The 25,990-nt window shown below is 72.3% G+C and carries 21 protein-coding genes; 11 read left to right on the top strand and 10 right to left on the bottom strand.

What is annotated here, in order from left to right:
* Nucleotides 1–227 precede the first annotated feature (227 nt).
* Nucleotides 228–1,556 carry an extracellular catalytic domain type 1 short-chain-length polyhydroxyalkanoate depolymerase gene (locus FHX81_RS04010; protein WP_141975265.1) on the top strand — a complete coding sequence of 443 codons (1,329 nt, stop codon included), beginning with the start codon at nucleotides 228–230 and terminating at the stop codon, nucleotides 1,554–1,556.
* 43 nt (nucleotides 1,557–1,599) lie between these two features.
* On the opposite strand, the gene FHX81_RS04005 is transcribed toward FHX81_RS04010, so the two are convergent.
* Nucleotides 1,600–3,960, bottom strand: coding sequence for a family 43 glycosylhydrolase (locus FHX81_RS04005; protein WP_141975264.1), 2,361 nt, complete (start codon nucleotides 3,958–3,960; stop codon nucleotides 1,600–1,602).
* Between the two features lie 563 nt (nucleotides 3,961–4,523).
* On the opposite strand from FHX81_RS04005, the gene FHX81_RS04000 reads away from it, so the two are divergent.
* Nucleotides 4,524–5,507 (top strand): LacI family DNA-binding transcriptional regulator, encoded by a 984-nt coding sequence (locus FHX81_RS04000; protein WP_141975263.1) that lies wholly within the window; start codon nucleotides 4,524–4,526, stop codon nucleotides 5,505–5,507.
* A gap of 20 nt (nucleotides 5,508–5,527) precedes the next feature.
* Here FHX81_RS04000 and FHX81_RS03995 read toward each other — a convergent pair whose 3' ends face one another.
* From FHX81_RS03995 to FHX81_RS03985, 3 genes are all read right to left on the bottom strand, one after another.
* The gene (locus FHX81_RS03995) at nucleotides 5,528–5,791 is read right to left on the bottom strand and encodes a hypothetical protein (protein ID WP_141975262.1); all 264 of its coding nucleotides are present in this window, start codon (nucleotides 5,789–5,791) and stop codon (nucleotides 5,528–5,530) included.
* 53 nt (nucleotides 5,792–5,844) lie between these two features.
* Nucleotides 5,845–7,014: an ABC transporter substrate-binding protein gene (locus FHX81_RS03990; RefSeq protein WP_141975261.1), complete on the bottom strand. Its 1,170-nt coding sequence runs from the start codon at nucleotides 7,012–7,014 to the stop codon at nucleotides 5,845–5,847.
* Between the two features lie 262 nt (nucleotides 7,015–7,276).
* Entirely contained in the window at nucleotides 7,277–8,287 is a 1,011-nt protein-coding gene (locus FHX81_RS03985; RefSeq protein WP_141975260.1) for a LacI family DNA-binding transcriptional regulator, read from the bottom strand.
* 159 nt (nucleotides 8,288–8,446) lie between these two features.
* Here FHX81_RS03985 and FHX81_RS03980 point away from each other — a divergent pair, with 159 nt between their 5' ends.
* From FHX81_RS03980 to FHX81_RS03960, 5 genes are read left to right on the top strand one after another with little or no spacing between them, the layout of a single operon-like run.
* Nucleotides 8,447–9,676, top strand: coding sequence for a sugar ABC transporter substrate-binding protein (locus FHX81_RS03980; protein ID WP_141975259.1), 1,230 nt, complete (start codon nucleotides 8,447–8,449; stop codon nucleotides 9,674–9,676).
* Nucleotides 9,677–9,680: 4 nt separating this feature from the next.
* Nucleotides 9,681–10,562: a carbohydrate ABC transporter permease gene (locus FHX81_RS03975; protein ID WP_141975258.1), complete on the top strand. Its 882-nt coding sequence runs from the start codon at nucleotides 9,681–9,683 to the stop codon at nucleotides 10,560–10,562.
* Entirely contained in the window at nucleotides 10,559–11,371 is an 813-nt protein-coding gene (locus tag FHX81_RS03970) for a carbohydrate ABC transporter permease (protein WP_141975257.1), read from the top strand. The genes FHX81_RS03975 and FHX81_RS03970 overlap by 4 nt, the downstream gene beginning before the upstream one ends.
* 10 nt (nucleotides 11,372–11,381) lie before the next feature.
* Nucleotides 11,382–13,112 carry an amylo-alpha-1,6-glucosidase gene (locus tag FHX81_RS03965; RefSeq protein WP_246107612.1) on the top strand — a complete coding sequence of 577 codons (1,731 nt, stop codon included), beginning with the start codon at nucleotides 11,382–11,384 and terminating at the stop codon, nucleotides 13,110–13,112.
* 14 nt (nucleotides 13,113–13,126) lie between these two features.
* A complete protein-coding gene (locus FHX81_RS03960; RefSeq protein WP_141975255.1) occupies nucleotides 13,127–14,953 on the top strand; it encodes an RICIN domain-containing protein in 1,827 nt (608 codons plus the stop codon).
* A gap of 48 nt (nucleotides 14,954–15,001) precedes the next feature.
* Here the strand turns inward: FHX81_RS03960 and FHX81_RS03955 are convergent, their stop codons facing one another.
* The 3 genes from FHX81_RS03955 to FHX81_RS03945 form a co-directional block, all read right to left on the bottom strand.
* Entirely contained in the window at nucleotides 15,002–16,654 is a 1,653-nt protein-coding gene (locus FHX81_RS03955; protein ID WP_141975254.1) for a glycoside hydrolase family 27 protein, read from the bottom strand.
* 144 nt (nucleotides 16,655–16,798) lie between these two features.
* Complete coding sequence (locus FHX81_RS03950) at nucleotides 16,799–17,824, bottom strand: LacI family DNA-binding transcriptional regulator (protein WP_141975253.1); 1,026 nt, start codon at nucleotides 17,822–17,824, stop codon at nucleotides 16,799–16,801.
* Nucleotides 17,825–18,434: 610 nt separating this feature from the next.
* Entirely contained in the window at nucleotides 18,435–19,979 is a 1,545-nt protein-coding gene (locus FHX81_RS03945) for a nucleotidyl transferase AbiEii/AbiGii toxin family protein (RefSeq protein ID WP_141975252.1), read from the bottom strand.
* 97 nt (nucleotides 19,980–20,076) lie between these two features.
* Between FHX81_RS03945 and FHX81_RS03940 the strand changes: the two genes are divergently transcribed.
* Entirely contained in the window at nucleotides 20,077–20,433 is a 357-nt protein-coding gene (locus FHX81_RS03940) for a VOC family protein (RefSeq protein WP_141975251.1), read from the top strand.
* Between the two features lie 47 nt (nucleotides 20,434–20,480).
* The gene (locus FHX81_RS03935) at nucleotides 20,481–20,873 is read left to right on the top strand and encodes an HNH endonuclease (protein ID WP_141975250.1); all 393 of its coding nucleotides are present in this window, start codon (nucleotides 20,481–20,483) and stop codon (nucleotides 20,871–20,873) included.
* Between the two features lie 340 nt (nucleotides 20,874–21,213).
* Here FHX81_RS03935 and FHX81_RS03930 read toward each other — a convergent pair whose 3' ends face one another.
* Together FHX81_RS03930 and FHX81_RS03925 are read right to left on the bottom strand one after the other, a co-directional pair.
* Entirely contained in the window at nucleotides 21,214–22,239 is a 1,026-nt protein-coding gene (locus FHX81_RS03930; RefSeq protein WP_141975249.1) for a ferric reductase-like transmembrane domain-containing protein, read from the bottom strand.
* A gap of 291 nt (nucleotides 22,240–22,530) precedes the next feature.
* On the bottom strand, nucleotides 22,531–23,310 hold the full coding sequence (locus tag FHX81_RS03925; protein ID WP_141975248.1) for an NAD(P)H-dependent oxidoreductase: 780 nt from the start codon (nucleotides 23,308–23,310) through the stop codon (nucleotides 22,531–22,533).
* Between the two features lie 138 nt (nucleotides 23,311–23,448).
* Here FHX81_RS03925 and FHX81_RS03920 point away from each other — a divergent pair, with 138 nt between their 5' ends.
* Complete coding sequence (locus FHX81_RS03920) at nucleotides 23,449–24,297, top strand: helix-turn-helix transcriptional regulator (RefSeq protein WP_141975247.1); 849 nt, start codon at nucleotides 23,449–23,451, stop codon at nucleotides 24,295–24,297.
* A 39-nt stretch (nucleotides 24,298–24,336) separates the two neighbouring features.
* On the opposite strand, the gene FHX81_RS03915 is transcribed toward FHX81_RS03920, so the two are convergent.
* Nucleotides 24,337–24,954, bottom strand: coding sequence for an LLM class oxidoreductase (locus FHX81_RS03915; RefSeq protein ID WP_211363366.1), 618 nt, complete (start codon nucleotides 24,952–24,954; stop codon nucleotides 24,337–24,339).
* Between the two features lie 103 nt (nucleotides 24,955–25,057).
* Between FHX81_RS03915 and FHX81_RS03910 the strand changes: the two genes are divergently transcribed.
* Nucleotides 25,058–25,927, top strand: coding sequence for an AraC family transcriptional regulator (locus FHX81_RS03910; RefSeq protein WP_141975246.1), 870 nt, complete (start codon nucleotides 25,058–25,060; stop codon nucleotides 25,925–25,927).
* Nucleotides 25,928–25,990: the final 63 nt, after the last annotated feature.

Below are 25,990 nucleotides of genomic sequence, written 5' to 3'. Positions count from 1 at the left end.
CGACCCTAATCCGGAGGGCACCCGCCGCGCGGCCCGCGAACCGGTCGAGATGGTTGATTGACAGTTTCTTGGCCGAGCGGCAGTCTAACTGTCACACGATGGACGGGGTCCGACCAGCCGGCTGGTCACCCGCCGGGCACGTCCACGCGTGCACCTCCACCGCCACGCGGGCCGCACCTGCGGCCACCCCCTTGTTCGACCGTGCGCGAACCGAAGGAGTCAAGCGCATGAAGGTCACACCGAGTCTGTTACTGGCCGCGGCGACGTCACTGGTCGTGGCAGGCCTCGTCGCCGTCGCGCCCGCGCCGGCCTCCGCCGCGTCGCTGACCGAGGTCACGAACTTCGGCAACAACCCGGGCGGGATGCGGATGCACGTCTACGTGCCGGACACCCGCCCGGCCAACCCCGGCATCGTCGTGGCCATGCACGGCTGCGGCGGTTCGGGCCCCGGCTTCTACTCGGGCAGCGAGTTCGCCTCGCAGGCCGACCGGCACGGCTTCGTCGTGATCTACCCGAGCGCGCAGCAGGAAGCCGGGTTCGGCAAGTGCTTCGACACCTGGTCCGACGCGGCCAAGCGCCGCGGCGGCGGCAGTGACCCGGTGTCGATCGTCTCGATGGTGAACTACGTCCAGCAGCGCTACAGCGGCGACCCGAACCGGGTCTACGCCACCGGCTCGTCGTCCGGCGGCATGATGACCAACCACATGCTGGCGCTGTACCCGGACGTGTTCAAGGCCGGCGCGGCGTTCATGGGCGTGCCCTACAACTGCTTCGCCAACGCCGCCGACTACCCGCCCGGCAACAGCCGGTGCACCGGCGGTGGTGGCGCCAACCGGACGCCGCAGGAGTGGGGTGACGCGGTCCGCCAGGCCTACCCGGGCTACACCGGCGTCCGGCCGCGCGTGCAGCTCTGGCACGGCACCAACGACACCCTCGTGCCGTACGCGCTGCTCCAGGAGTCGATCGAGCAGTGGACCAACGTGTTCGGCCTGAGCCAGACGCCGACGTCCACCGACACCCCGCAGCCCAACTGGAACCGCCGCCGCTACTCCGACAAGGTCGAGGCGTACAGCATCCAGGGCGCCGGGCACAGCCTGCCGTCGAGCGGCATGGCCGCCCAGGCGATCGCGTTCTTCGGCCTGGACCGGTCCGTCGACCCGACCTCCACCACCACGACCACTTCCACCACCACCACGACCACGACCACAACCACGACGACTACAACCACTCCGCCGCCCGGCACGTGCCGCGTCACGAACACCGTGAACGCCTGGAACACCGGCCTGACCGAGAACATCACGATCACCAACACCGGCACCAGCGCCGTCAACGGCTGGTCCCTGACCTTCACCCTGCCCGGCGGGCAGACCATCACCGGCGGCTGGAGCGCGACGTACTCGCCGACGTCCGGTCAGGTCACGGCCAGGAACGTGGCCTACAACGCCTCGATCCCGCCGAACGCCTCCATCGGCATCGGCTTCCAGGCCACCCACACCGGCAACACCGCCAAGGCCACGTCGTTCAGCCTCAACGGCATGGCCTGCACGACCGCGTGACGCCGGCGAGGCGGCCCGGAGGGGTTCCGGGCCGCCTCACCGCTCAGCGGCAGGTGCGCGCCTCGTACGGCACTGAGAGGGCGGTCGACACCTCGTGCCCGTCGACCAGTGCCTTCGCCGTCACCTCCACCACACCCGCGGCCAGGTCCGACTGCCGCGTCATGAACGGGTGGGACCGGGTCCTGCCCGGCCGGACGTCGTCGAACGCCTTCGCGCCGAACGGCGTCCGGACCACGACGTCGACCGGCACGGCCTCGCCGTTGGTCACCCGCACGGTCAGCTTGGCGTTCGGGCCGGCGCACCGAGTGTCCGCCGAGCCCTCCACGTCCAGCGACGGCCTGGTGAAGCGCCAGCTGTCCACCTCCACCAGGTCCCGGCCCTCGGGCCCGACGAACGTGAAGTACACGTCGTGCGCGCCCGAGACGCCGTCGAGGTCGGCGGAGACCTCGGTCCACTCGCCGACCGGCCCGTCGACCGGGATGGTCGCCACGACCGGCGCGGTGCGGTCGTCCAGGCGGACCTGGATCGACCCGCCGGCGACGAGCGGCTTGACCCGCGCCGACACGCCGGTGGCCCCGGCGCCGAAGTCGGCCGACGACAGCGACGTCCAGTCGCCGTTGTCGACGTCGTGCAGGGCCAGCTGCGGCACGTCGTTCGGCGCGTTGAGGCGCTTGGTCGCCAGGCCCTGCTGCCAGGCGATCGTCTCCGCCTCGACCACCCGGTACGGGTCGAGGTGGCGGATCTGCTCGACGCCGTCGAACGTGCCGAGGACCTCCTTCACGGTCCCGTCGGCGTTGAACTCGAGCTTCGCGATGTGCGGGCTGCGGAACCCCTGCGTCGCACCGCCGGTGATGCGGCGGTTCAGCGTCTGCGCGTGGTAGGTGAAGTAGTGCTCGCCGTTCAGCTCGAAGACGGACTGGTGGTTGTTGCCGCCGGCGCCGAAGTACACGCCCGGGTTCTTGAAGATGACGCCCGCGTACTTCTCCGGCGTCCAGGGGCCCATCGGGCTGTCCGCCACCAGGTAGGCGATCGCGCCGGTCGGCGGGCCGTTCGGGTCGATCGGGCCACCGAAGCCGAAGTTGGACGAGTACGAGTAGTAGTACTTGCCGCCGCGCTTGAAGACGTGACCGGCTTCGAACATCAACGGCGCGTCGATGACCTCGGCGGCGCCCTCGGTGCTGATCATGTCGTCACCCAGCTTGATGACGCGGGTCGACTTCGGGTGGTTGGTGTTCTCGGCCGAGTTGGAGCCGTCGTTGCCGCCACCGCCGAAGTACAGGTAGCCCTGGCCGTCGTCGTCGATGAACACGCCCGGGTCGAACAGCCAGTTGCGGCCGTCCGAGGCGCCGGGGGTCTGGCTCGTGATCAGCAGGCTGCCGCGCTCGTCGCGCCACGGGCCCAGCGGCGAGTCGCCGACCAGGACGCCGGTCGCCGCGCCGTTGTTGGCGAAGTAGAGGAAGAACCGCTCCTCGCCGTTCACGACCCGGCTCTCGACCGCGGGCGCCCACGACTGCGAGGCGTACTTCGCGATGCCGTTCGGGCCGGCCACTCCGATCTCGCCGTGGTCGGTCCAGTTGACCAGGTCGTCGGACGAGATCACGGTGATCGTGTTGATCCCGCCGTAGGTGTTGGTCGGGGAGGTGCCGTCGGGGCCGGGGTTGTACACCTGGGTGTCGTTGGTCATGTACACGTAGACCCGGCCGTCGTGCACGAACGCGTTGCCGTCGGCGCCGAACTTGTGGGAGATCAGCGGGTTGCCCTCGCCGGGGTTCTTGCCCAGGACCTCGATGGTGGTGGACGGGGTGAACTCACGCAGGGTGATGTCGTCGACCTTGAAGTCCATCAGGTGGGTGGCCGGCGCGGCGGCCGGGTCCGCCGTCCACGGCGTCTCGACGAAGACGCGCGGCGTCGCGACGGACTGCCCGGCCGGGATGGTGAACGTGCCCTGGAGCAGGCCCCACTGGCCGCGCGGCACGGTGCCCGTGCCCAGGTTGGTGTAGGTCGACCCGCCGTAGTGCATGGTGACGAAGAACTGCTTGGTCGCCGGGCTCGCCGGGTTCTCGTACTTTACCCACGCGGTGACGGTGTAGGTCCTGCCCGCCTGCACCTTGCCCGCCAGGTCCTGCGCGGGCCCCGACCCGGTGGTCTTCCGGTCGGTCACCAGCACCGCCGCCGATCCCGAGTGGGCGTCGGCGGTCGGTGACAGGGTCGCGCTGTCGGTGGCGTTGCCGTTGTTGACGGCCCAGCCGGCGAGGCCGTCCTCGAAACCGGGGTTGGACAGGAGGTTCGGCCCGGCGGCCACCGCCGTCGGTGCGACCGCGAGGCCGCCCGCGAGCAGGACTCCGACGGCGGCGAGGACGACGGCTCTGCGCCGGCCCGACCGCTGTGGGCGTGGTCTGTGCACGTGGTTCTCCTTGCTGTGGTGCGTTGGCCGGACAATGCGGCAAAGGGCGTGGGGGACCGCGGGACCCACTGGGTTCGTCGGCCTCGGGCACGCCGGGGTACCCGGCGGAGAGGACCTCCGCTCGGAGGTGGAAGAGCAGGTCAGGAGGGGATGTGATCGTTAACATTCGCGCTCGATCAGTGTTGGCGATCACGCATTTGGGTGTCAAGACCGCCGCTGGGGTGGTCGGCGCGGTCGGTCGGGTCCGACCCGACCCGCGGCAGCGCCGCCACCAGCGGGTTCGTCCACAAGAGATGATCGGGGCGACGGACTGCCGCGAAACATTTGCGTGGCGCTAAAAATAGCGCCCGAACATTTAGCGCGCGTCCGCGTTGACTGTCCAAATAGGGCGTGGCTACATTGACTTGCTGGTCAGAGTCGATCGGCCTCGGTGCGGCGCGCCGATTACCGCGGGTGCCGCTCGCGCCGTGCGTCATCCATCGACTTCGTGGCCGGCCGACCGGTCCAGTGCGGGCGCCGCGCAGATTGGACAGGTAGTGGGGAGAACATCCGGTGTGCCCGCGATGGCTGACGTCGCCCGGCTGGCCGGGGTGTCCCACCAGACCGTGTCCCGGGTGCTCAACGGGCACCCGTACGTCCAGGAGCAGACGCGGCTGCGCGTGCGCGCGGCGATCGAGGAGCTGGGCTACCGCCCGAACCGGGTCGCCCGCGCGCTGGTGACGGGCCGCTCGCAGCTGATCGGCGTGGTCGCCCAGAACACGACCCTGTGCGGGCCCGCCTCGCTGCTGGCGGCGTTCGAGCAGGTGGCGTCGGCGGCCGGGTTCGTGGTGACCACGCACCGGGTCAACGTGCTGGACCGCGAGTCGATCACCAAGGCCCTGGAGCGGCACCGCGACCAGTGGGTGGCGGGCATCGTGGTCATCGCGCCGACGGCGTCGGCGCACGACGCGGTCGACACCGTGCCACCCGGCCTGCCGCTGGTGATGGTCGACGGCGATCCGGAGCGCTCCACCCCGCTCGTGACCGTCGACCAGGAGGCGGGCGCGGTGGCGGCCACGCGTCACCTGCTGGAGGCGGGCCACCGCACGGTGTGGCACGTCTCGGGGCCGCCGGACTGGTTCGACAGCGCGGGCCGGATCAAGGGCTGGCGGTCGGTGCTCGATGAGGCGGGCGCGGAGGTGCCGCCGGTGGTGCCCGCGGACTGGAGCGCCGCGTCCGGGTACCGGGCGGGTCAGATGCTGGCCCGGATGTCCGAGGTGACCGCGATCTTCGCGGCGAACGACCACCTGGCCCTGGGCATCCTGCGGGCGATGAGCGAACGCGGCCGGCGCGTGCCGGAGGACGTGAGCCTGGTCGGCTTCGACGACGTGCCCGAGGCCGCCTACTTCATCCCGCCGCTGACCACCGTCCGCCCGGATTTCGACGCGGTCGCCCGCGACGCCCTGGACCTGCTGATGGCGCAGTTCGACCACGACTTGGTGGCGGACGTCCGGCGCACGTCCGACCCCACGCTCGTGCCCCGGGCGAGCGTCCGGCCGCCGCGATGAGGCGCCGGGTCCGGACCGGGTCAGGTCGAGCAGTTCCGCGTGGGTCGGGGCGTCGGCCGCGGCGATGAGGCCCGGGACGCCGGTGTGCGCGCTGTCGGCCGGAACGCAGCCGTCAACCCCTCGTCGGTCAGCAGCCGGGCCGCGCGCAACCGGTCCGCGTGGGGGAACGGTGGGTCGAGGTCGAGGGTCGACCAGCCCGCGACCACGATCGACTCGCCCGGAGCGAAGCCCCGCAGCAGCGTCCGCGGCAGGCCCGACGTGAACGACGCGCAGCTCGGGGTCACGCAGGCTCGCGTCGCCGGCGGCGGAGCGCCACTACCCGCCGCCTTCCTGCGGCTCACCGACTTCCGGTGAGGATTTCGTCGATGCGCCGTGCGGCCGCGCCCATGCCGTCCTCGACCCCGACCTCGCCGGCGAGGACGTCCCGGACGGCCGGTTCGAAGACGTCGTCGTAGATGCGGGCGAACTCCACCGTGCCCGGCATGAGCGGTTGGGCGATGCGGGCGTCGTCGGCGAACTCGGCCACCAGGGGGTTCTCGTGGAAGGAGTTTTGGTCGAGGCGGATCGAGGGGTAGCCGGACCCCTTCATCCAGCTCTCCTGCGCCTGCTCGCCGACCCAGAACGACAGGAACCTCCGCGCCGCCCGCGCCTTGTCCGGGGTGAGGGCGGCGTTGAGCGCCAACGACGTGCTCGACCCCAGGGTGGCCTGGCGGACCGGTCCGGGCGGGACCGGGGCGAGGTCGAAGTCCACCCCGGCCTCCCTCAGGGTGCCGGTCGCCCAGGGACCGGTGATCGTCATCGCCGCCTTGCCGTCGCGGAACAGCTCCTCCGCGTCCGTGCCGGAGAGGCCGATCGGCGACACCTTCCTGTTCCGCACGAGGTCGGTCCACGTTCGCACGGCGGCGATCGACTCCGGTCGGGTGAGCGCCGACTTCGAGCCGTCGGCCTCCAGGAGGTCGCCACCGTGGCCCCACAGCAGGATCGGCCAGACCGGGATGGTGTCGTGGTCGGGGATCGCCAGGCCGTGCCGCGCGGGTGCGCCGTTTGCGGTCCCGGTCAACCGGATCATCGCGTCCCGCCACCGGTCCCAGGTGGTGGGCGGGCGGTCCGGGTCCAGCCCGGCCTCGGTGAACAGCGTGCGGTTGTAGCAGAGCTTGAGGCTGGTGAACGTCATCGGCACGGCGTACTTCACGCCCTGGTGGGTCACCGCGTCGACGGCCGCCGTGACGAGGGCGTTCGACGCCGGGTCCGCGGCGAACCAGTCGTCCATCGGCGCGAGCACGCCCTTCTTCGCGTACTGGGCGACCCGGGTGCTGTCGAAAGCGGCGAGGTCGGGCCCGCCTTCCGAGGAGTACGCGGGCAGCAGGTTGCGGAAGAACACGTCCCACGGCATGAGGCTCACCTCGATCCGGACGTCCGGGTTGGCGGCGTTGAACTCGTCCACGACCGCCTCCAACGTGGACGGCGCGGGACCTGCGTAACCGCTCCAGAACGACAGCCGCGTCACCGACGGGGACGGCGGACCGGCGTCCTCACCTCACCCGGCGAGCAGCGCCCCGGTGCCGGCCGCGGTCGCGAGACCTGCCATCGCCCGCAGGACGTCGCGGCGCGCCGGCAGCCTCGTCACGGCCATGGGTGGTTCCTCCTGTGTGACGTGGACCACTGCACTGTTAACGTTAACGGCAGGGCCTCGTCCGGTCCAACACCCGCCGGGTCGGACTTGTGGCGCACCACCGGTTCGACGGAGGCTCGAACCGGTTCGACAGCGGTCAGGGGCGTCGGGCGCCCGTGCTCGACCGCAGTGAGATGGCCGGCTGCAGGAGGGCGTCGCGCGGCGGCGCGTCGGGGTTCGCGATGCGCTCGACCAGCAGGTCCACGGCGAGTCGGGCCATCTCCTCGGCGGGCACGTCGGCGGCGGTCAGGGGTGGGTGGAAGGCCTCGGCCAGGCGGCTCGCGATCACGCCGGTGATCGAGAAGTCGCGCGGCACGCTGAGGTCCGCCTGGCGCAGGGCCCGCTGGAGGCCGGGCAGCGCGGCTTCGTTGATGGTCACGGCCGCGGTCACCTCGGGCCATCGGTGGCGGATGTCCTGGAAGCACGCCAGGCCCGCCGCGGGCTCGTCGGCGCAGCACACGGTGTGCGCGGTCAGGCCCCGCCGCTCGGCGGCGGTGAGGAAGCCCGCCGAGGAGCGCAGGGCGGGCCCGTACCCGGCGGCGACCAGTTCGTCGGACCGGTTGATCAGCACGACGTCGCGGTGGCCGAGGTCCGCGAGGTGGTGCACGCAGCGGGTGATCAGCTCGGCGTAGTCGACGTCGACCCACGACGAGGTGCCCGGCCGCTCGACGTGGCCGATGGTCACGAACGGCAGCGCCTCCTGTTCCAGGCGGGCCACGCGCGGGTCGTCGAGGAGGATCTCCATCAGGATCACGCCGTCCACCCGGCGGCCGGTGACCACGCGCTCGAACGACCGGTCGTGGTCACCGCCGCTGGGGGACAGCAGCACGTCGAGGTCGTGCGTGGCCGCCGCCTCGACGACGCTGGCCACGAAGCCCAGCTGCACGTCGGTCAGCCGCCTGCTCGCGGGCGGTATGACCAGGCTCAGCGTGCGGGTGCGCCCCTCGGCCAGCGCCCGCGCGCTGGCGTTGGGCCGGTAGCCCAACTCGGCGATCACCTCATTGATCCGCTGCGCCGTCGCCGTCGACACCGGGCGCTTGCCGCTGAGCGCGTAGGACACCGTGCTGCGGGACACGCCCGCCCGCTTCGCGATCTCGCCGATGTTCATGCGGCCTCCGTCCAACCGGTTCGACAACCAATGGAGGATACGACATCGAGGTCTTGTGCGGTTTCTGGCGCCTGTATACCGTGGCGAAACAGCGCAGTGGTCGAACCGGTTCGATGAGGTTCGCCGGGTCATCGGCGCAGGCGTTCGAGAGGACCACCCATGAAGCGCTCCACGTTCAGCCGACGTCTCACCACCGCCCTGGTCACCGCGGGACTGGCCCTGGCGGCGTGCTCCTCCGCCGGGCACCAGGACGCCGGTCCGTTCGCCGTGTGGGACCCGTACCCGCAGTTCGACGGGAACTCGGCGTGGGCGGAGGTGATCGACGAGTGCGGCGCGGCGGCCGGGGTGGAGGTCGAGCGCCAGGCGTACGACACCTCGGACCTGACCAACAAGGTGCTCCTCGCCGCGCAGCAGGGCACCGCGCCGAACGTGCTGGTGGTGGACAACCCGGTGGTCTCGACGCTGGCCGAGGGCGGGGTGCTCAAGGCCAACCAGGACACCGGGCTCGACGCGTCGCAGGCGTCGCCGAACCTGGTGGCCGCCGGGGAGTCGGGCGGCAAGACCTACGGGGTGCCGATCGGCGCGAACACCCTGGCGCTGTACTACAACAAGGCGGTCCTGGCGCAGGCCGGCGTCGACCCGGCGTCGCTGACGGACTGGGCGTCGCTGGACGCGGCCCTGGCCGCGGTGACCGGCGTGGGCAAGAAGGGGATCACGTTCTCCGCGATCGGTACGGAGGAGGGGTCCTTCCAGTTCCTGCCGTGGTTCTGGGGCGCGGGCGCGCGGCTGACCGACCTGTCCTCGGCGCAGGCCGTGGCGGCGGTGGAGCTGTGGAAGTCCTGGCTGGACAAGGGGTACGCGCCGAACTCGGTCGTGGGCAACACGCAGACGACCGGTTGGCAGGAGTTCGCCACCGGGGAGTACGCGTTCGCCGAGAACGGCACGTGGCAGCTCGGCAACGCGGCGGAGCTCGGCTTCGAGTACGGCGTCATCCCGATCCCCTCCCGGGACGGTGGTGTCGCGCCCGCGCCGACCGGCGGCGAGTTCGTCACCGTGCCGGTGCAGGGGCAGGCGGACCGCGAGGCGACCGCGGCGAGGATCGCCGCCTGCCTGACCGGCGCCGACACCGTGCTGGCCACCGACACGGCGCTGACCTACGTCTCGGCCATCCCGGCGGTGCGGGAGCGGCAGGTCGCCGCCAAGCCGGAGCTGGCGGTGTGGGTCGACGCGGTGCAGGCCGCGAAGGGGCGCACCGGTGACGGCCTCGGCACCCGCTACCCGCGGATCTCCCAGCCGTTGTGGACCGCGGTGCAGGCGGTGCTGACCGGGTCGAAGCCCGCCGCGGACGCCTTGGAGGCCGCCCAGAGCGCCGCGGCGTCGGCGAGGTAGCCCCGTGGTCCGCCGCACGCTCGTCGGCTGGGCGTTCCTCGCACCGCTGGTCGCGTACCTGCTCCTGTGCTACGGCTACCCGCTGCTGACGACCCTCGACCTGAGCCTGCGCGACTACACCGTGCGCACCTTCGTGCACGGGGGTGCGCCGATCACGGGACTGGCCAACTACGCCACCGTGGTCACCGATCCGGTGTTCCGCACCGCGCTGCTCAACACGGTCGTGTTCACCGCGGTGTCACTGGTGTTCCAGTACACCATCGGCTTGGCGCTGGCCGTGTTCTTCTCCCGGAACTTCCGGCTCTCGGCGACGTTGCGGGCGCTGTTCCTGGTGCCGTGGCTGCTGCCGCTGATCGTGTCGGCGTCGACGTGGGCGTGGATGTTCGACAGCGAGGCGGGCGTGGTCAACGCGGCGCTCGCGGTGTTCGGTGTCGACCGGGTGCACTGGCTGACCTCGCCGGACTGGTCGCTGGTGTCGGTGATCGTGGCCAACGTCTGGATCGGCATCCCGTTCAACCTGGTCGTGCTGCACAGCGGGTTGCAGAACATCCCCGCCGAGGTGCGCGAAGCGTCCGCCCTGGACGGTGCGAGCCCGTGGCAGGCGTTCCGGCACGTCACCTTCCCGATGCTGCGGCCCGTTTCCGCGGTCACGCTGCTGCTCGGCCTGGTCTACACGCTCAAGGTGTTCGACCTCATCTGGATCATGACGCGCGGCGGCCCGAGCGGGTCGTCCACCACCCTGGCCACCTGGTCCTACGAGCTCGGGTTCGGCAGCACGCTGCCCCGCTTCGGCCCCAGCTCGGCGGTCGGCAACGTGCTCATCCTGCTCGCCGTGGCCGCCGGACTGGTCTACGTGCGGGTGCAACGCCGGCAGGAGGCGTCATGACCCGTTCGTGGTGGCGCACCGCGGTGGGTCTGCTGCTCACCGCCGCGATGCTCTTCCCCGTCTACTGGATGGTCAACGTCTCGCTCACGCCGCCGGGGGCGATGCGCAGGTCACCGCCGGACCTGTTCCCGGGCGACCCGACGTTCGACGGGTACGCGCGGGTGCTGGACGAGCAGCTGCCCTACTTCGGCACCAGCCTGCTGGTCGCGCTCGGCACCGCGGCGCTGACGTTGGCGCTGGCCTCGCCCGCGGCGTACGCGCTGGCGAAGCTGCGCCCGCGCGGCCGGGGACCGCTGATGTTCGTGCTGCTGGTCGCGCAGATGATCCCCGGCATCATCATGGCGCTCGGCCTGTACGGGATCTACGTCGAGCTCGGCATCACCGACACGGTGTGGGGCCTGATCTTCGCCGACTCCACGATCGCGGTGCCGTTCGCCGTGCTGGTCCTGACCTCGTTCATGGCCTCGGTGCCCGACGAGGTCGTGCAGGCGGCGCGCATCGACGGCGCGGGCGCGGTGCGCACGTTCTGGTCCGTGGTGCTGCCCGCCGGCCGCAACGGGGTGGTCACCGCCGGGCTGTTCGCGTTCCTGTGGGCGTGGTCGGACTTCGTGTTCGCCGCGACGCTCGACAGCGGCGGGTCGATGCAACCGTTGACGCTCGGGATCTACCGCTACATCGGCAACAACAACCAGGAGTGGAACGCGATCACGGCCACCGCCGTGGTCGCCTCCGTGCCCGTCACCGCGCTGCTCGTGCTGGCCCAGCGCTTCGTCGCCGCGGGCATCACGTCCGGCGCGGTCAAGGACTGAAGGGATCGCGGTGGACGACTTCTCGGTGCGGGAGATCCCGTTCAGCCATCCGGGGGCGTGGTTCGGCCTCTCCGCGGTCGTGGGCCTCGCCGCGTACGCCGACGACCTGCACCTCGTGTCCCACCGCAACGGCATGCACGCGGTGCTGTCCTTGACGCCCGTGTCGGCCGGCGACCGCGTGACGACCGAGGTGCGCGCGAACGCCGCGCTGCTCACCTGGAGCGCGGGACGGGCACGGGTCGCGGCGGCGTTCGAATCGCCCACCGCGCTCCGGGTCTCGGGCACCGGGCTCGGCCTGCGCATCGCCGCCGCGGACGACACCCTGACCCCCTTCACCGGCACGTTCTTCTTCCACGACCCGGTCACGTCGTCGTACGTCTTCACCTCCTACGAGACCGGACACCGCTACCGGGTCACGGTGTTGACCGGCCACGAGGACGTGCGAGGGGCTTCCGCCCTCGGCACGGCGGAACGGGCGGTCGTCGTCGGCGGTGACGGCGGCCGGTGGGAACTCGTGGTGGAGGAGCTGACGACCGCCCGCGAACGGTTCACCACCGCGGCGGCGTTCGCCGACGTCGTGGCCTCCTCCCGGCGGTCCTTCGAGCAGTTCACCGACCGTGTCGCGCCCTGGCGCACCGACCGCACCCCGGCCGCCGAACTGGCCTGCTACGTGCTGTGGTCGGCCGCGGTGAGCCCGGCCGGGTTCCTCGGCCGCCCCGCGGTGCTGATGTCGAAGAACTGGATGGACAAGGTCTGGAGCTGGGACCACTGCTTCAACGCGCTCGCCCTCGCGCCCGGCGTGCCCGACCTGGCGTGGGACCAGCTCCAGGTCGTGTTCGACCACCAGACCCCGCAAGGCGCGCTGCCCGACTCGATCACCCACGCCGAAGTGCTGCACAACTTCGTGAAGCCACCCGTCCACGGCTGGGCGGTCGGCAGGCTGCGCGCGAAGCTGCCCGGCGGACTCCCGGCCGCCGACCTGCCGCTGCTCTACCGGCGGTTGGCGGCGTGGACGACGTTCTGGCTCGACCACCGCCGCGCCCCGGGCGAGGTGTTGCCGCACTACGAGCACGGCAACGACAGCGGCTGGGACAACGCCACCGTGTTCGACGGGCGCCGGCTCGTCCAGTCCGCCGACCTCGCCGCCTTCCTCGTGGTGCAGTCGGGTGAGCTGGCGCGGCTGGCTCGCGACCTCGGCGACGCGGCCGCCGCGACGCGGTGGGACCGGCGAGCCGCGGCCGTGCTCGACGCCATGCTGACGACGTTGTGGGACGGGACGGCGTTCACCAGCCGCGCGCTCGACGGCACTACCCGCACCACGGCGAGCCTGCTCGACCTCATGCCCGTCATCCTCGGCACGGCCCTGCCCCCGGACGTGCACGCGAAGCTCGCCGAGGGCGTCGCCCGGCACCTGACCGCCGTCGGCCCGGCCACGGAACGGCCCGACTCGCCCCACTACGAGGCCGACGGCTACTGGCGCGGGCCGGTGTGGGCCCCGTCGACCGTGCTCATCGAGGACGGCCTGCGCCGGGGAGGCGCGGTCGACCTCGCCGACCGGGTCAGCGCCCGCTTCCGCGCCACCTGCGAGAAGAGCGGCTTCGCCGAGAACTTCGACGCCCGGACCGGCGAAGGGCTGCGCGACCGCGCCTACACCTGGACCGCCGCCGCCTACCTGCTGCTCGCCGCCGACGCCGAGGCGCGTCGGGCCGCCGCGGAGCCCGTGCACACCCGTCCTCTCTGACGAAGGAGTCACCCGTGCCACCCATCCCCGCACGACGGCGAGGCCGCCGCTTCGTCCCGGTCCTCGCGGTCCTCGCCTCCGCGTTGTCGGCCGCGGTCGGACCGGCACCGGCCGCCCGAGCCGGTGACGAGTCGATCTCCGTCGACTTCTCCGTCGCCGGCGGTTCCCCGACCTACCGGGCGTCCGGCTGGATCTACGGCATGACCGAGGACGCGGCCGGTCCGGCGGACCACTTCTACCGCGACGTGAAGTTCCGGTACATGCGCGCCGGCGGCGCCCAGCTCGACGGCCCCGGCGGCTGGATCGCGGGCAGGTACGACCGCCGGTGGAACTCCACCCGCGCCCAGTTGCTGCGCACCCGGTCCCTGGGCGGCGAGTTCGTGCTCCTCGTGCACGACCTGTGGGGCGCCGACGGCTACCCGATCGCGAGGTTCCCCGGCGACAACGGGAACTGGACCGACTACGACAACTTCCTCACCCGCTTGATCGACGACGTGCGCGCCACCGGCGCCCCGGTGCAGTGGGACCTGTGGAACGAGCCGAACATCACCCTGTTCTGGAACCGGCCGCAGGCGCAGTACTTCGAGCTCTGGCGGCGCACCTACCACCGGGTCCGGGCCGCGTTCCCGCAGCAGCTGATCGTCGGCCCGAGCTGCGCGTGCGTGCCGTCCTCCGGCGGGTGGTGGACCCAGTACCTGGACCACGTCAAGGCCACCGGCACCGTGCCGGACATCATCAGCTGGCACTCGCTGCCCGGCGACCCGGTGGCCAACGTGGCGACCGCCAACGCCACGCTGGACGCGCGCGGCATCCCGCACCCGCGGCCGTACCAGATCAACGAGTACGGCGCGACGAACGAGCAGAACCCCGGCGACGGGTCCTGGTACATCGCCCGCCTGGAACGGGCCGGGGCCGACGGCCTGCGCGCCAACTGGGCCAGCGCCGGGAACCTGCACAACGACCTGGGCAACCTGCTCGTCCGCACCTCGGCCGGCGTGCACCAGCCCAAGGGCGAGTGGTGGGTCTACCGCTTCTACGGCTCGCAGACCGGTCAGATCGCCTCCGTCACGCCCAGCCCCGCTTACGACGCGTTCGCCACCAAGGCGACCGGTGTCGCGAAGGTCCTCGTCGGGGGCGGCGGCACCACGGGCACCATCGCCGTCCGGCTCCGGCGGCTCGACGCCACGAGCGGCATCGTGCAGAACAACCAGGTGCGGGTGGTCGCCCAGCGCATCCCGCACAACGGGGGCGGCGCGGTCCAGGGGCCGATCACGATCCAGAACGCCGTCGTGACGCTGTCCGGCGACGCCACGACGGTCAACCTCCCGCACACCAACGCCGACGACGCGTTCACCATCACGGTGCTGCCGCCGTCGAGCAGGGGTGTCGCGTCCGTGGCCGTCGCGCAGCACTCGCAGCAGTGCCTGGACAACGCGAACCTCGGCACCGCCGACGGCAACCGCCAGCAGCAGTTCCCCTGCGAGGGCGGCGACCAGCAGCTGTGGGACTTCCGCCCGGTCACCGGCGCGGCCAACACCTACACCGTCGTCAACCAGCAGACCGGCAAGTGCCTCGACGTCAACGCGTCGTCCACGGCCGACGGCGCGGCCGTGCAGCAGTGGAGCTGCACCGGCGGGGTGAACCAGCAGTTCACCCCGCGCAAGGTCACCTACTCGGGCAACGACGCCCACGACTTCCAGCTCGTGGCCCGGCACAGCGGCAAGTGCGTCGACGTCAGCTCGATCTCGACGGCGGCACGCGCCCCGGTGCACCAGTGGACCTGCAACCCCGTCGACCAGGGCGGCCCGCTCAACCAGACCTGGCGGCTCTGGGGCTTCTGACCGCGGTGATCGCCCCGGTCGGGTGCGCACCCGACCGGGGCGGTGCGGTCAGGCGCGGCTCCACCTCTGGTTGGCCTGGCCGTTGCAGGTCCACAGGATCAGCCGGGTGCCGTTGGCGGTACCCGCCTGGTCGGCGTCGAGGCACAGCCCGGCGTGGGCGTTGCGGATGGAACCGTCGGAGTTGAGCGTCCACCGCTGGTTGGCCTGGCCGTTGCACGACCAGGTGATCACGCGGGTGCCGTTGGCGGTGCCCTGGTTGTCGGCGTCCAGGCACATGTTCCCGAACACGCGGATCTCCCCGCCCGCCCACGTGGTCCACAGCTGGTTGGCGGCGGTGTGGCAGTCCCAGAGCAGGGTGGCGGCCCCGGGTGCGGTGGAGGCGTTGTCCACGTCGACGCAGCGGCCCGAGCCCGCGCCGCGCAGCCTGCCGGTGGTGGCGGCGAGAGGGCTGCCGCCGCTGACCCGGAACGCCGCGACGCCGTGCGCCGGCACGCTCGCCGAGATCGTGCCGCCGGACGAGCTGGTCGCCCCGCTCCACAGGTCGGTGAGGGTGAACGAGCCACCGGACAATCCGAGCTGGGCGGCCGTGGCGGAGATGGTGGTCGTGCCGCTGCCCCGGTTGAACAGGCCCACGGCCACCGAGCCGTCGCTCAACGGCTTGGCGAACACCTCGGTGTTGCCGTCGTCGCGCACCCGTCGACCGCCCACACCGAGCTGGTCCTGGTTGACCGCGATCAGGCGCGGGTTGCGCAGGATCGCGCTGACGTCGGCCGACATCGTGCGGATGTCGTTGCCCGCCATGAGGGGCGCGGCCATCAGCGACCACAGCGCGAAGTGCGACCGGGACTCGGTGAGGGTGAGCCCGGGGCGGCCGACGACGAGCATGTCGGGGTCGTTCCAGTGCCCCGGGCCGGCTTGTGCGGCCAGGGGAGCGGTGACGTCCACGACGTTGCCGACGCCCATGGGGTAGCTGTTGGTGTTGCCGTTCTGCCAGATGTCCAGCAGGTCCTCGGTCGTCCGCCAGAGGTCGGCGACCTCGCCCCAGTTGTACTTGTCGCCCGTGATGGCGTGCAGGCTGTTGGGGTTGATGCTGTAGACGATCGGGCGGCCGGTCGCGCGCAGCGCGTCGCGCATGGCGGTGAACCGGGTGATCTGCTCGTCGCGGGTGCCCCACGGGTTGCACCAGTCGTACTTGAGGTAGTCCACGCCCCAGGACGCGAACGTCCGGGCGTCCTGCGCCTCGCGCCCGCCGCTGCCGGTCGAGCCCGGGTAGGTGCCCACGCGCTGGGCGCACGTGCGGTCGGTCGGGGCCATGTAGATGCCGAACTTCAGCCCCTTGCCGTGGATGTAGTCGCCCAGCGCCTTCATCCCGCCGGGGAACCGGGAGGCACTGGCCCGCAGGTTGCCCTGGGCGTCGCGCTGCGGCTCGTACCAGCAGTCGTCGACCACGACGTACTGGTAGCCGGCCGCGCGCATCCCCGAGTTCACCATGGCGTCGGCGGCTTGGCGGATCATGCCTTCGTTGATGTTGCAGCCGAACGAGTTCCACGAGTTCCACCCCATCGGGGGTGTCACCGCGGGACTGCCGGGCGCGGCGGCGGCGTGGTCGGCTGCCGGGGGCGCGGCGGTCACGATCGCCGCGAGCGCCGCGGCGATCGTGACCAGGACCGGGAGCCGCTTCCGCGAAAGAGTGGGCGTCATTGCCTCTCCTGTTATCGCTAACACGAACCTGTCAGGACTGGTGATCCGGTCGGGCGGCTCGACGGGGTCACGACATGTTCACGTGAACATTGAACGTTACAGTAGGCAGGCGGGTGGCGGTGTGTCCAGTGCCGAACAGCGTGGTCAGGCGCTGCCGCCGCGCACCAGTTCGGTGGGCAGCACGAGCCCGGGCTCGTCGTCGCGGCCGTGCTCGACCTGCCGCAGGCAGCGGGCGACCAGGGTGCGGGAGACCCGGTCGACGGGGATGCGCGCGCTGGTCAGGGTGGGTTCGGTCACCAGTCCGACCGCGCCGCCGTCGAAGCCGGTGACGGCCACGTCGGAGCCCACCCCGAGCCCGAGGGAGTGGGCGACGCCGACGACCGCGGCCGCCACGGCGTCGCTGCCGGTCACGATGGCGCTCGGCGGGTTCTTGCCGGTCAGCAGTTGGCGCGCACGGCGGCGAACGCCCTGGTCGGAGCCTCGGAACATGGCTGACTTCGGCAGGCGGACGCCGTGGTGGGCCAGGCGTCGCACGACGCCGTCGAGCCGGTCGAGCTTCCAGTACTGGTCTCCGTCGGCGGCCAGGTAGGCGAACCGCAGGTGGCCGTCGGCGACCAGCGCGTCCACCACCGCGCTCATGCCGGCGGTGTTGTCGACGTCCACCCAGTGCTGCGGCAGGTCCGGCGCGAGGCGGCCGAAGCAGGCGAACGGGATGCCGCTGTCGGCCAGGAAGCGGGCCCGGTCGTCGTCCACGGTCGACTCCGACAGCACGATCGCGTCCACGGCGTGCCGGGCGACGAGGTCCTTGAACACGCCCAGCGGGTCGTCGCGGCGGTGGGTGAACACCAGGACCTGGTGGTCGACCTCGGCCGCGGCCCGCACCAGGGACTGCAGGAAGCGCAGGGTGAAGCCCTGCGCCTGGTCCAGTTGCTCGCCGAAGATGTGGTAGCCGATCTGGGCCGTGCGGCGCGAGCGCAACGTCTGCGCGGCGCGGTTGGGCCGGTAGCCCAACGCTCGCATGGCGCTGGTGACCTTCTCGTAGGTCGCGGTGGAGTAGTACTCCTCGCGCCCGTTGAGGACGTTGGACACCGTCTGGCGCGACACGCCGGCCGCGGCGGCGACGTCCACGATGCCGACGCGCCGTCGTTCCCGATCCGCGCCTGCGGGCACCGGTCACCTCCTTCGTCACCGGACATCATCCACCCTGTCCGCGAGACCTCCCCGCGTTGAACGATCCATGTCCGGCGGTCTACGTGCCGCGCCCCGGTACCGGAGGAGGCCGCGTCGCCACGTGAACGCGGTGGGGGAGCACGACTCGACCAGCACGACGGGCGCGAGGGCGGGGTGGTGGGCCCCGGCAGGTGCTCGGCCGGGTGGGAACCGGTCAGCGCGACCGGGGGAACGGGACCAGGACGACCTGGCGGTGCGCGGGGAGAACCGGCGCGGGTGCCGGCCGGAGCCCCGCCGGGCGGCGGCCGGGTGCGTGGCGCACGGCCGGACCAGCCAGGTGTTCAAGCGCCCCGACCCGATGCTCTCGGCGAGGATCGCCGCGAAAGGTCGGCACGGCCTCCTCCGGGATGCCGGCACGGGCCCGCAGCGCCGCGAGGTCTCCGTCGAACGCGACCCACCCGCCCCGACGATCGCGACGCGGTCGGTGAGCGCTTCCACGTCGTCCACGTCGTGCCGCGCCGTTCGGCCCGAGCAGCCCGATGATCTCGCCACGCTCGACGGTCGGGTCGACGCCACGAACGGCGCGCGCGCTCGTCGGCTCGCGGCCCCGTCAGCCGCCGGCGGTCAGCGCGTCCGCGAGCCTGCGCAGCCACGGCCGGGCATCACCCCCGACGCCCGGGTGCTCGGCGCGGAAGTTGTCCCAGTCGACGTCGAGGTCGAGCACGGACGCCCAGGTGAACCCGTCGGCCTCGGCGCCGAGTTCGGGGCGGATCAGGTCGCGGACGAGCTCGAGCGGGACCGAGGTGCGCTCGGCCAGCAGCACGGCGTCGTACAGGTCCTTGCCCTGCGGGTACAGGTCGGTCACGAGCCACTGGAGCTTCCAGGCCAGCGACAGCGCGGGTGACGCGGCGAGCACCCGCGTGCCCCGCGGCGGGACCTCGACGGTGACCGGCGCGTCCGGCAGGTCCTCGTTGAACACCAGGTCGACCTGCACCGCGCCCTGCGGCAGGCCGGCGACGTCGAACGGGAACACCAGCCGCCGACCCGGGACCCGTTCGTAGGTCCAGATGTGCTCGGCCACCACCTGGTCGGCGCGCAGACCCGGACCGGGGTCGGCCCCGATGGCCGCGACCAGGCCCGCCAGCATCGCCCGTGCCTCCGGGCCGTCCGGGGCGAAGGTCCGCGGCACCACCACGAAGTCCAGGTCGCCGGGTTCGCGGGCCACCTCGCCGAGCCACGCGCGCAGCGCGACGCTGCCGCGCAGCACCAGGTGCCCGGCCCACGGCGAGGCGGCCAGGACGGCCAGCACGTGCGTCATCGCGGCCCGCCGCGCGGCCGACCAGCGGGTGCCGTCGGCGGGGTCGCCGAACACCGGCTCACCCGCCCGGAACGCGTGGCCGAAGTGCTTGAGCGCCGGGTCGAACACCGGGCGCTGCCGGATGTCGCGCCCGTCGGCGGCCAGCGGGCGGAACGTGGCCGGCGTGCTGAGCCCCCGGGAGGTCCCGCTGCCGAACAGGTCGTCGCGCACGGTGTGCCGATCACCCCACCGCTCCGGGTCCAGCCACCCGCGGTCGACGTGCAGCGCGTCGTCGTGGACGACGTACTCCTCCTCGACCTCCAGCACTTCATAACCCTTGTCGCGCAAAGCGGCCAGCAGGGCGTCGAGCCTGGTTCTGGCGGTGGCCCGGCCGACACCGCGGCACCGCTGCGTGACGAACCGCTCCTCGTGCCGACCGCGCTGTCGCCGGGCGTTGCGGGACACCGCCGCGCCGGTGTCGGCGATCGCCCACCTCAACCGGTCCGCCGCGCCGTCGTCGGAGGGCAGCAGCACCTTCACGTGGTGCTCGAAGTACAGCTCGTCGGAGGCGTCCAGGTCGGACTCGGGCACGCCCTCGTTCCACGGCGCGGCCTCGATCTTGACGCGGACCACGCCCAGCCCTTCCGCCGCCAGGTCGGCCCGCCACGCGTCGGTGAGGCGGTGCAGGTCCTCCAGCGTGCCGCTGCCCTGCACGGTCAGCATCGGTTGGGACGGTGTCTCGCCGCTGTTGAGCAGGATGTGGGTGAACTTCGCACCCCGCCGCGAGGCGAACGCCTCCAACGCGTGCGTGTCCTGCACGGCGCCGGTCAGGTGCACCTCGAAATCCCCCGCGACCATGCCCGGATTCTGCCATCACCGCCCGGACCGCCCTGGCGCGTGACAACCGGACGGTTCCGGACGCAGATCGTCCGGAACCGCTCTTACGATGCCCGGCATGGCTATCGCTCGCTTTCCCGGCATCGTCATCGACTGCCCCGACCCCCGTGCGCTCGCGGAGTTCTACGGCGCGATGCTGGACTGGAAGGTCGACGTCTCGGACGACTGGGCGGACGTCCGCGCCGACCACGGTCAGTGCATCTCGTTCCAGCAGGTGGAGGGCTACGCACCGCCGTCCTGGCCGACCCAGGAACTGCCCCAGCAGATGCACCTGGACGTCGTGGTGGACGATCTCGACGTGGCCGAAGCCGCGGTGCTCGACCTCGGCGCGACCAGGCACCCGCACCAGCCCGGCACGACCTTCCGGGTCTTCCTCGACCCCGCCGGCCACCCGTTCTGCCTCTGCGTGAACTGACCGCCCGCGGCCCGTCACGGACGGGTGATGGCGTTAAGGTCGCGCGCATGGCCGTCGGAGGTAGCAGGAGGGCGCGTGCGGCGCGCAAGCGGGTGCGCCGGATGCGACGCGTCGAGAACGACCTCTCCGCCGCGGAGTGGACGGCGGTGAAAGCGGCCTGGGGTGGCTGCGCCTACTGCGGTGCCAGTGGTGTCCCCCTCCAGAAGGACTGCGTGCAGGCGTTGTCGCGCGGGGGTCGGTACACGCTCGGCAACATCGTGCCCGCGTGCGCGTCGTGCAACGCGAGCAAGTGCAACGCCGAGGTGACCGGGTGGATGCGGCGGAAGCGGTTGGACGAGCGCGCCTTCCTGCTCCGCCACGTGGAGGTGAACGCCGAGTTGGCGCCGCGGTTCGCGGGCCCCGCTGTCGCCGGGAGCCCCGAGCACGACGAAGTGCGGTGACGGCTGCGAGTCCCGCCGGTCCACGGCCGGTTTCCCGCCATCGGGCCTCGAGGTCCAGCGGCTGTGCTTCCGCGACCGGCGCCTGGTCGCCCGGGACGTCCTCTCCCGGTGATCCATCCGCGACCGTCGACCCTGCTTTCGTCGAGGACGACGAGGAGGCGGTGGTCGGGGCCGGGATCCGGGTGCTCGCACACGGAGGAGACCTGCGGCAACGATGCGGTGGCGCCCGGCTCCGCGGCCTCCTCGCTGCGCCGGCTCGGAAACACCACCTCCGCGGAGCCGACCCATAGGCCGTCGTCCTCGCGCCAGTGCACGGCGCTCCGCTCGTCCCGGGCCGACGTCACGAGGACCGTTCGGCGCGCTCCGCCCGGCGTGCCACGCCGACCGCCAGGACCACGGCCAGCGCGAAGACCGCCGTCCCGGTCCACACCATCCAGGGCTGCACCGACAGGCCGGCGCTGTGGCGGGCGCCGGGCGTCCGGCCACCGTCACGACCGCTGACCACCACGGCGATCAGGACCGCGGCGGTGGCCGGCACCACCGCGAGTGCCGCGACCCGCCGCCCCACCGCCAGGGCACCGCGGGCCCGGCCGAACCGTTCGCTGGGACGACCGGGTGCGAGCAACCGCGCCAGCAGCAGCACGGCGACCGGCAGTTGCAGCAGCCACAGGGTGGTGCGCGGCCAACCGTCGAACCACACGTTCGTGCCGTACAGCAGGGTGTGCCAGACGCTGAGCACGTACACGGCGAGGACGAACCGGTGCAGGGCCCGCCACACGCGTGCGCCCGTGCGGGCGCGCAGGTAGTAGGCGAGCCCCAGCGGAATGGCCAGGTAGAACGCCAGCAACCCGAGCAGCACCGCGACCCGACCCGTGCCGGAGGGGTAACCTCCGGGCACGAACACCTCGACGAACGCGCTGCCGAGGCGGCCCGCCCAGCCCAGCCCGTGCTCGTTGACCCGCACCAGCTCGGCGAAGAACCAGAACGCGTGCGCGAACATCAACCCGATCGTGGTCAGGCTGGTGGCGCGGTGCCACCGCTCGACCGCCACGGGGGGCACGCGCAGCCACGCGGGTCGCGCGGCCGACCGGACGAGCCCGAGCATCGTCGTCAACCACGCCCAGAGCAGCGCCGTCCAGCCGAACGCCTGGCACAACCAGTACATCGGGTAGCTGTCGGCGTCGGCCAGGAACGGCATCACCGCGACGGTCGCGGACGTCCCGTTCCGCACCCGCGCGTACAGCCACGCGAAGATCACCGCCGTGATCACCGACGCGGCCACCGCGTCGACCACCGCCGTCCGCAGGTCCGCGCGCAACCCGACCCCGCGTCGCGCCCCCTCGACCGCTGCCTTCGCGGAGACCATCCGCCACCACCTCCACGACCCGGGACGACGCGCCGCCGATGCGCCTTCCTCGTCAGATTCAGTCGGAGGCGGACCCGCGGTGGTTCCCGCCCCGACCGCACCGGTTCAGCCGACCGACGCCCACCCGCGCCACTCACTCATCCGGGAGCGACCTCGCCCCGGCTGGGCTTGTCCTCCTCCGTCACGAGGTGCTCGACGCTGGACTCGTACGCCGGCCCCGTGAACTTCCGACGTCGTCCTTCCTGGCGGGACGGGAGATCCCGGTGTGCCGCCCTCCGCCGCCCAGGACGGTCAGCCGCGCACGTGGAGCCCGAACCCCGAGCGGCCCGCGGGTTCCAGCCCTTCCTTCAGGTGCAGCGAGGGGATCTCGTAGTCGCCGGCGTTCTGCCGCCGGAACGCGATCGGCTCGGTCGAGTCCAGGGTGAGCAGGCGCTCCCGCCACGCCTTGGCGACGTCCGGGTAGTCCTCGGTGGTCATCCGGTCGGTGCCGTACAGCACGAACGGCGGCAGCACCTCGATGCCCGGGTAGTAGAGGACGCCGTGCTGGATCGGGAACAGCAGGTCGTCGATGGGGCCGTTGATCCCGCGCGCGGCGTAGTGCGACTCCGGGCCGCCCGCGGTCACCGACAGCAGCGCCCTGCGGCCCGCCAGGGTGCCTTCGCCGAAGCGCTCGCCGTACTCGGTGGCGCTGTGCTCGCCGACGCCGTACGCGAAGTGGTAGGTGAACACCCGGTCGACCCACCCCTTGAGGATCGCGGGCATGCCGTACCACCACAGCGGGAACTGGAACACGATCGTGTCGGCCCACAGCAGCTTCTCCTGCTCGGCGCGGACGTCCGGGGTGAGCGTCCCGGCGTCGAAAGCCCGGCCCGAGTCCGCGGCGACCCGCAACGGGCTCGACGCGTGCGGGCCGTAGTCCGCGGCGTCCACGACCGCCTTCCAGTTCATCGCGTACAGGTCGCTCACCCGCACGTCGTGCCCGGCTTCCTCCAACGTGGACACGGCCAGGTCCTTCAGCGAGCCGTTGAGCGACCTCGGCTCCGGGTGGGCGTGCACGATCAGCGTCTTCACGGGGACTCCTTCGGATCGGGTGCCTCCGATGCTGGGTGCCGCGGCGGCCGTCGTTCAGGGGCGCCTCGTCCGTCGGACCGGGCTTCCTGGTACCGGCAGGACCACCTTCACCGGCGTCGCCGACGTCATACTGGGGTCATGGACGACCTCGCGAGCTTCCTGCGCACCCGGCGCGCCCGGGTCGACCCGGCGGCCGTCGGCATCCCCGCGGACAGCCGTCGCCGGGTCGCGGGGCTGCGCCGCGAGGAGGTCGCCCACCTGTCCGGCGTCAGCGTCGACTACTACGTGCGCCTCGAACAGGGCCGCGCGACCCAGCCGTCCGAACAGGTCCTCGACGCGCTCGCCCGCATCCTCGGCCTCGACGAGACCGAACGCGGGCACCTCGGCCGGCTCGCCCGGCAACGCCGCCGCCGCGCGCCCGTGCCGGGCGGGCGGCTGCGACCGGACCTGCTGCGCGTCCTCGGCCTGGTGGCGCACGCCCCGGCGGTGATCATGGACCACCGCCTGGACGTGCTCGCCGGGAACCGCCTCGCGGGCCTGCTGTTCGACCGCCCGATGCCGGGCCTGAACACCGCGCGCCACCTCTTCCTCGAGGAGGGCGAGTCCGGGCTCTACGCGGACTGGGAGGGGTGCACCCGCGACGTGGTCGGCCACCTGCGCCTGGCGGCCGGCAAATATCCCGACGACCCCCGACTGGCCTCGCTCGTCGGCGAGCTGGCGATGGGCAGCGAGCGCTTCCGCCGCCTCTGGGCCCGCGCCGACGTGCGCGCCCGCACGCACGGCCGCAAGGCCTACCGGCACCCGCTGGTCGGACCGCTGGAGCTGCACCAGGAGAACTTCGCGTTGCCGGACGACTCGGGCCTGGAACTGCTGGTGCTGTCCGCGCCCGCGGGCAGTCCCGCCGAGGACGGGCTGCGCCTGCTCGGGGCCCTGGACGTGGACCGCGGTGACGCGCACCCCGCCGGGCACGCCCGGGTCCGCGGGTGACGTTCTGCCGGGCGGGAGCACCGCCCGGCAGGCCGGAACTCAGACCGACGCGGTCGCCGTGTAACGGCTGACCGGGCGCGGCAGGCCGTAGTGCTCGCGCAGCGTCCGGCCGGTGTACTCGGAGCGGAACAGGCCTCGGGCCCGCAGCAGCGGCACGACGTGGTCCACGAAGTCCTCCAACCCCGACGGCAGCAGCGGCGCCATCACGTTGAAGCCGTCCGCCGCGCCCGTGGTGAACCACAGCTCGATGTGGTCGGCGACCTGCTCGGGCGTGCCGGCGACGACCTGGTGCCCGCGCCCGCCGCCGAGGCGCCCGAGCAGTTGGCGCAACGTCAGCCCTTCCCGCTGCGCCAGGTCGCGCACCAGCTCGAACCGGCTCTTCGCCCCGTTGACGTGGCTGACCGGCGGGAACTCCGGCAGCCGCGCGTCCAGCGGGTGGTCGGTCAGGTCGACGCCGATCAGCTCGGTGAGCTGCCGCACCGCCCGTGCCGGGATGATCAACCCGTCCAGCTCGTCGGCCAGCGCCCGCGCCTCGGCCTCCGTGCCACCGAGCACCGCCGTGGACGCGACCGTCGTGCGCTGCCTCCTCGTCCCGGCCACGATGGCGCTGCTCGGCGAGCGCACCTGGTGGACACCGGGCCGCGCGCGGGTGCCCACCGCCGCGCGGTGAGCCGGCGTCCGGGACATGATCGGACCGGTTCGCCGCGATCGGGCGGGGACGGGGTGCGGTCGGTCAGGGTGGTCGGTGAAGGGAGGACCCGTGATCTCGGCACTGAACCGGCTCGTCGACCACGTGGAGGAGCGCTTGGGCGAGGAGCACGACGTCGACGGGTTGGCCAAGGAGCTCGGCACGACCGGGTACCACCTGCGGCGGATGTTCTCGTCGCTGGCGGGCATGCCGCTGTCGGAGTACGTGCGCCGTCGCCGCATGACCGTCGCCGCGGGCGACGTCGTCCGCGGCGAGGACGACCTGCTCGGCATCGCGGTCCGGCACGGCTACGGCTCGACCGAGGCGTTCGGCCGCGCGTTCCGGGCGGTCCACGGCGCCAACCCCGGCGACGTCCGCCGTGACGGAGGTCCTCTTCGCGCACAACCGCAGCTCAGGTTCCGCCTGACCGTCGAAGGGACGACCCCCATGGACACCCGCATCATCGACCGCCCCGCGTTCCGGCTGGTCGGGCACGCCACCCGCGTCCCGCTCATCCACCACGGGGTCAACCCGCACATCCAGCAGCACATCACCGCGCTGCCGCCGGAGGAGCACGTCCGGCTCAAGTCCCTCGGCGACACCGAGCCGCCGGGCTTGTTGCAGGTCTGCGACGACCTCGACCCCGATGCCACCGAGGGCAGCGAGCTGACCTACCTGCACGGGGTCGCGGTGTCCCCGGACGCGTCGGTCCCGGACGACCTGGACGGCATCGAGGTGCCGCCCGGCCGGTGGGCGGTCTTCCGCAGCACCGGTCCGTACCCGCAGGCCCTGCAGACCACCTGGGCCGCCACCGCGACCGAGTGGTTCCCGTCCAACCCCTGGCGCCTGCGCCCGGGCCCCTCCATCGTCACCGTCCTCGACCGCTCAGCCGACTTCACCACCGCGACGTGCGAGCTGTGGCTGCCGGTCGAACCGGCGTGACGAACCGACCCGGTTGCCTCCCCGCCACCCTTCGGGGAGACAGCCGGGTCGCCCTGGGCGCGG

Source organism: Saccharothrix saharensis (assembly GCF_006716745.1).
Lineage (GTDB): Bacteria > Actinomycetota > Actinomycetes > Mycobacteriales > Pseudonocardiaceae > Actinosynnema > Actinosynnema saharense.
This window is presented reverse-complemented; position numbering and strand designations above follow the sequence as displayed.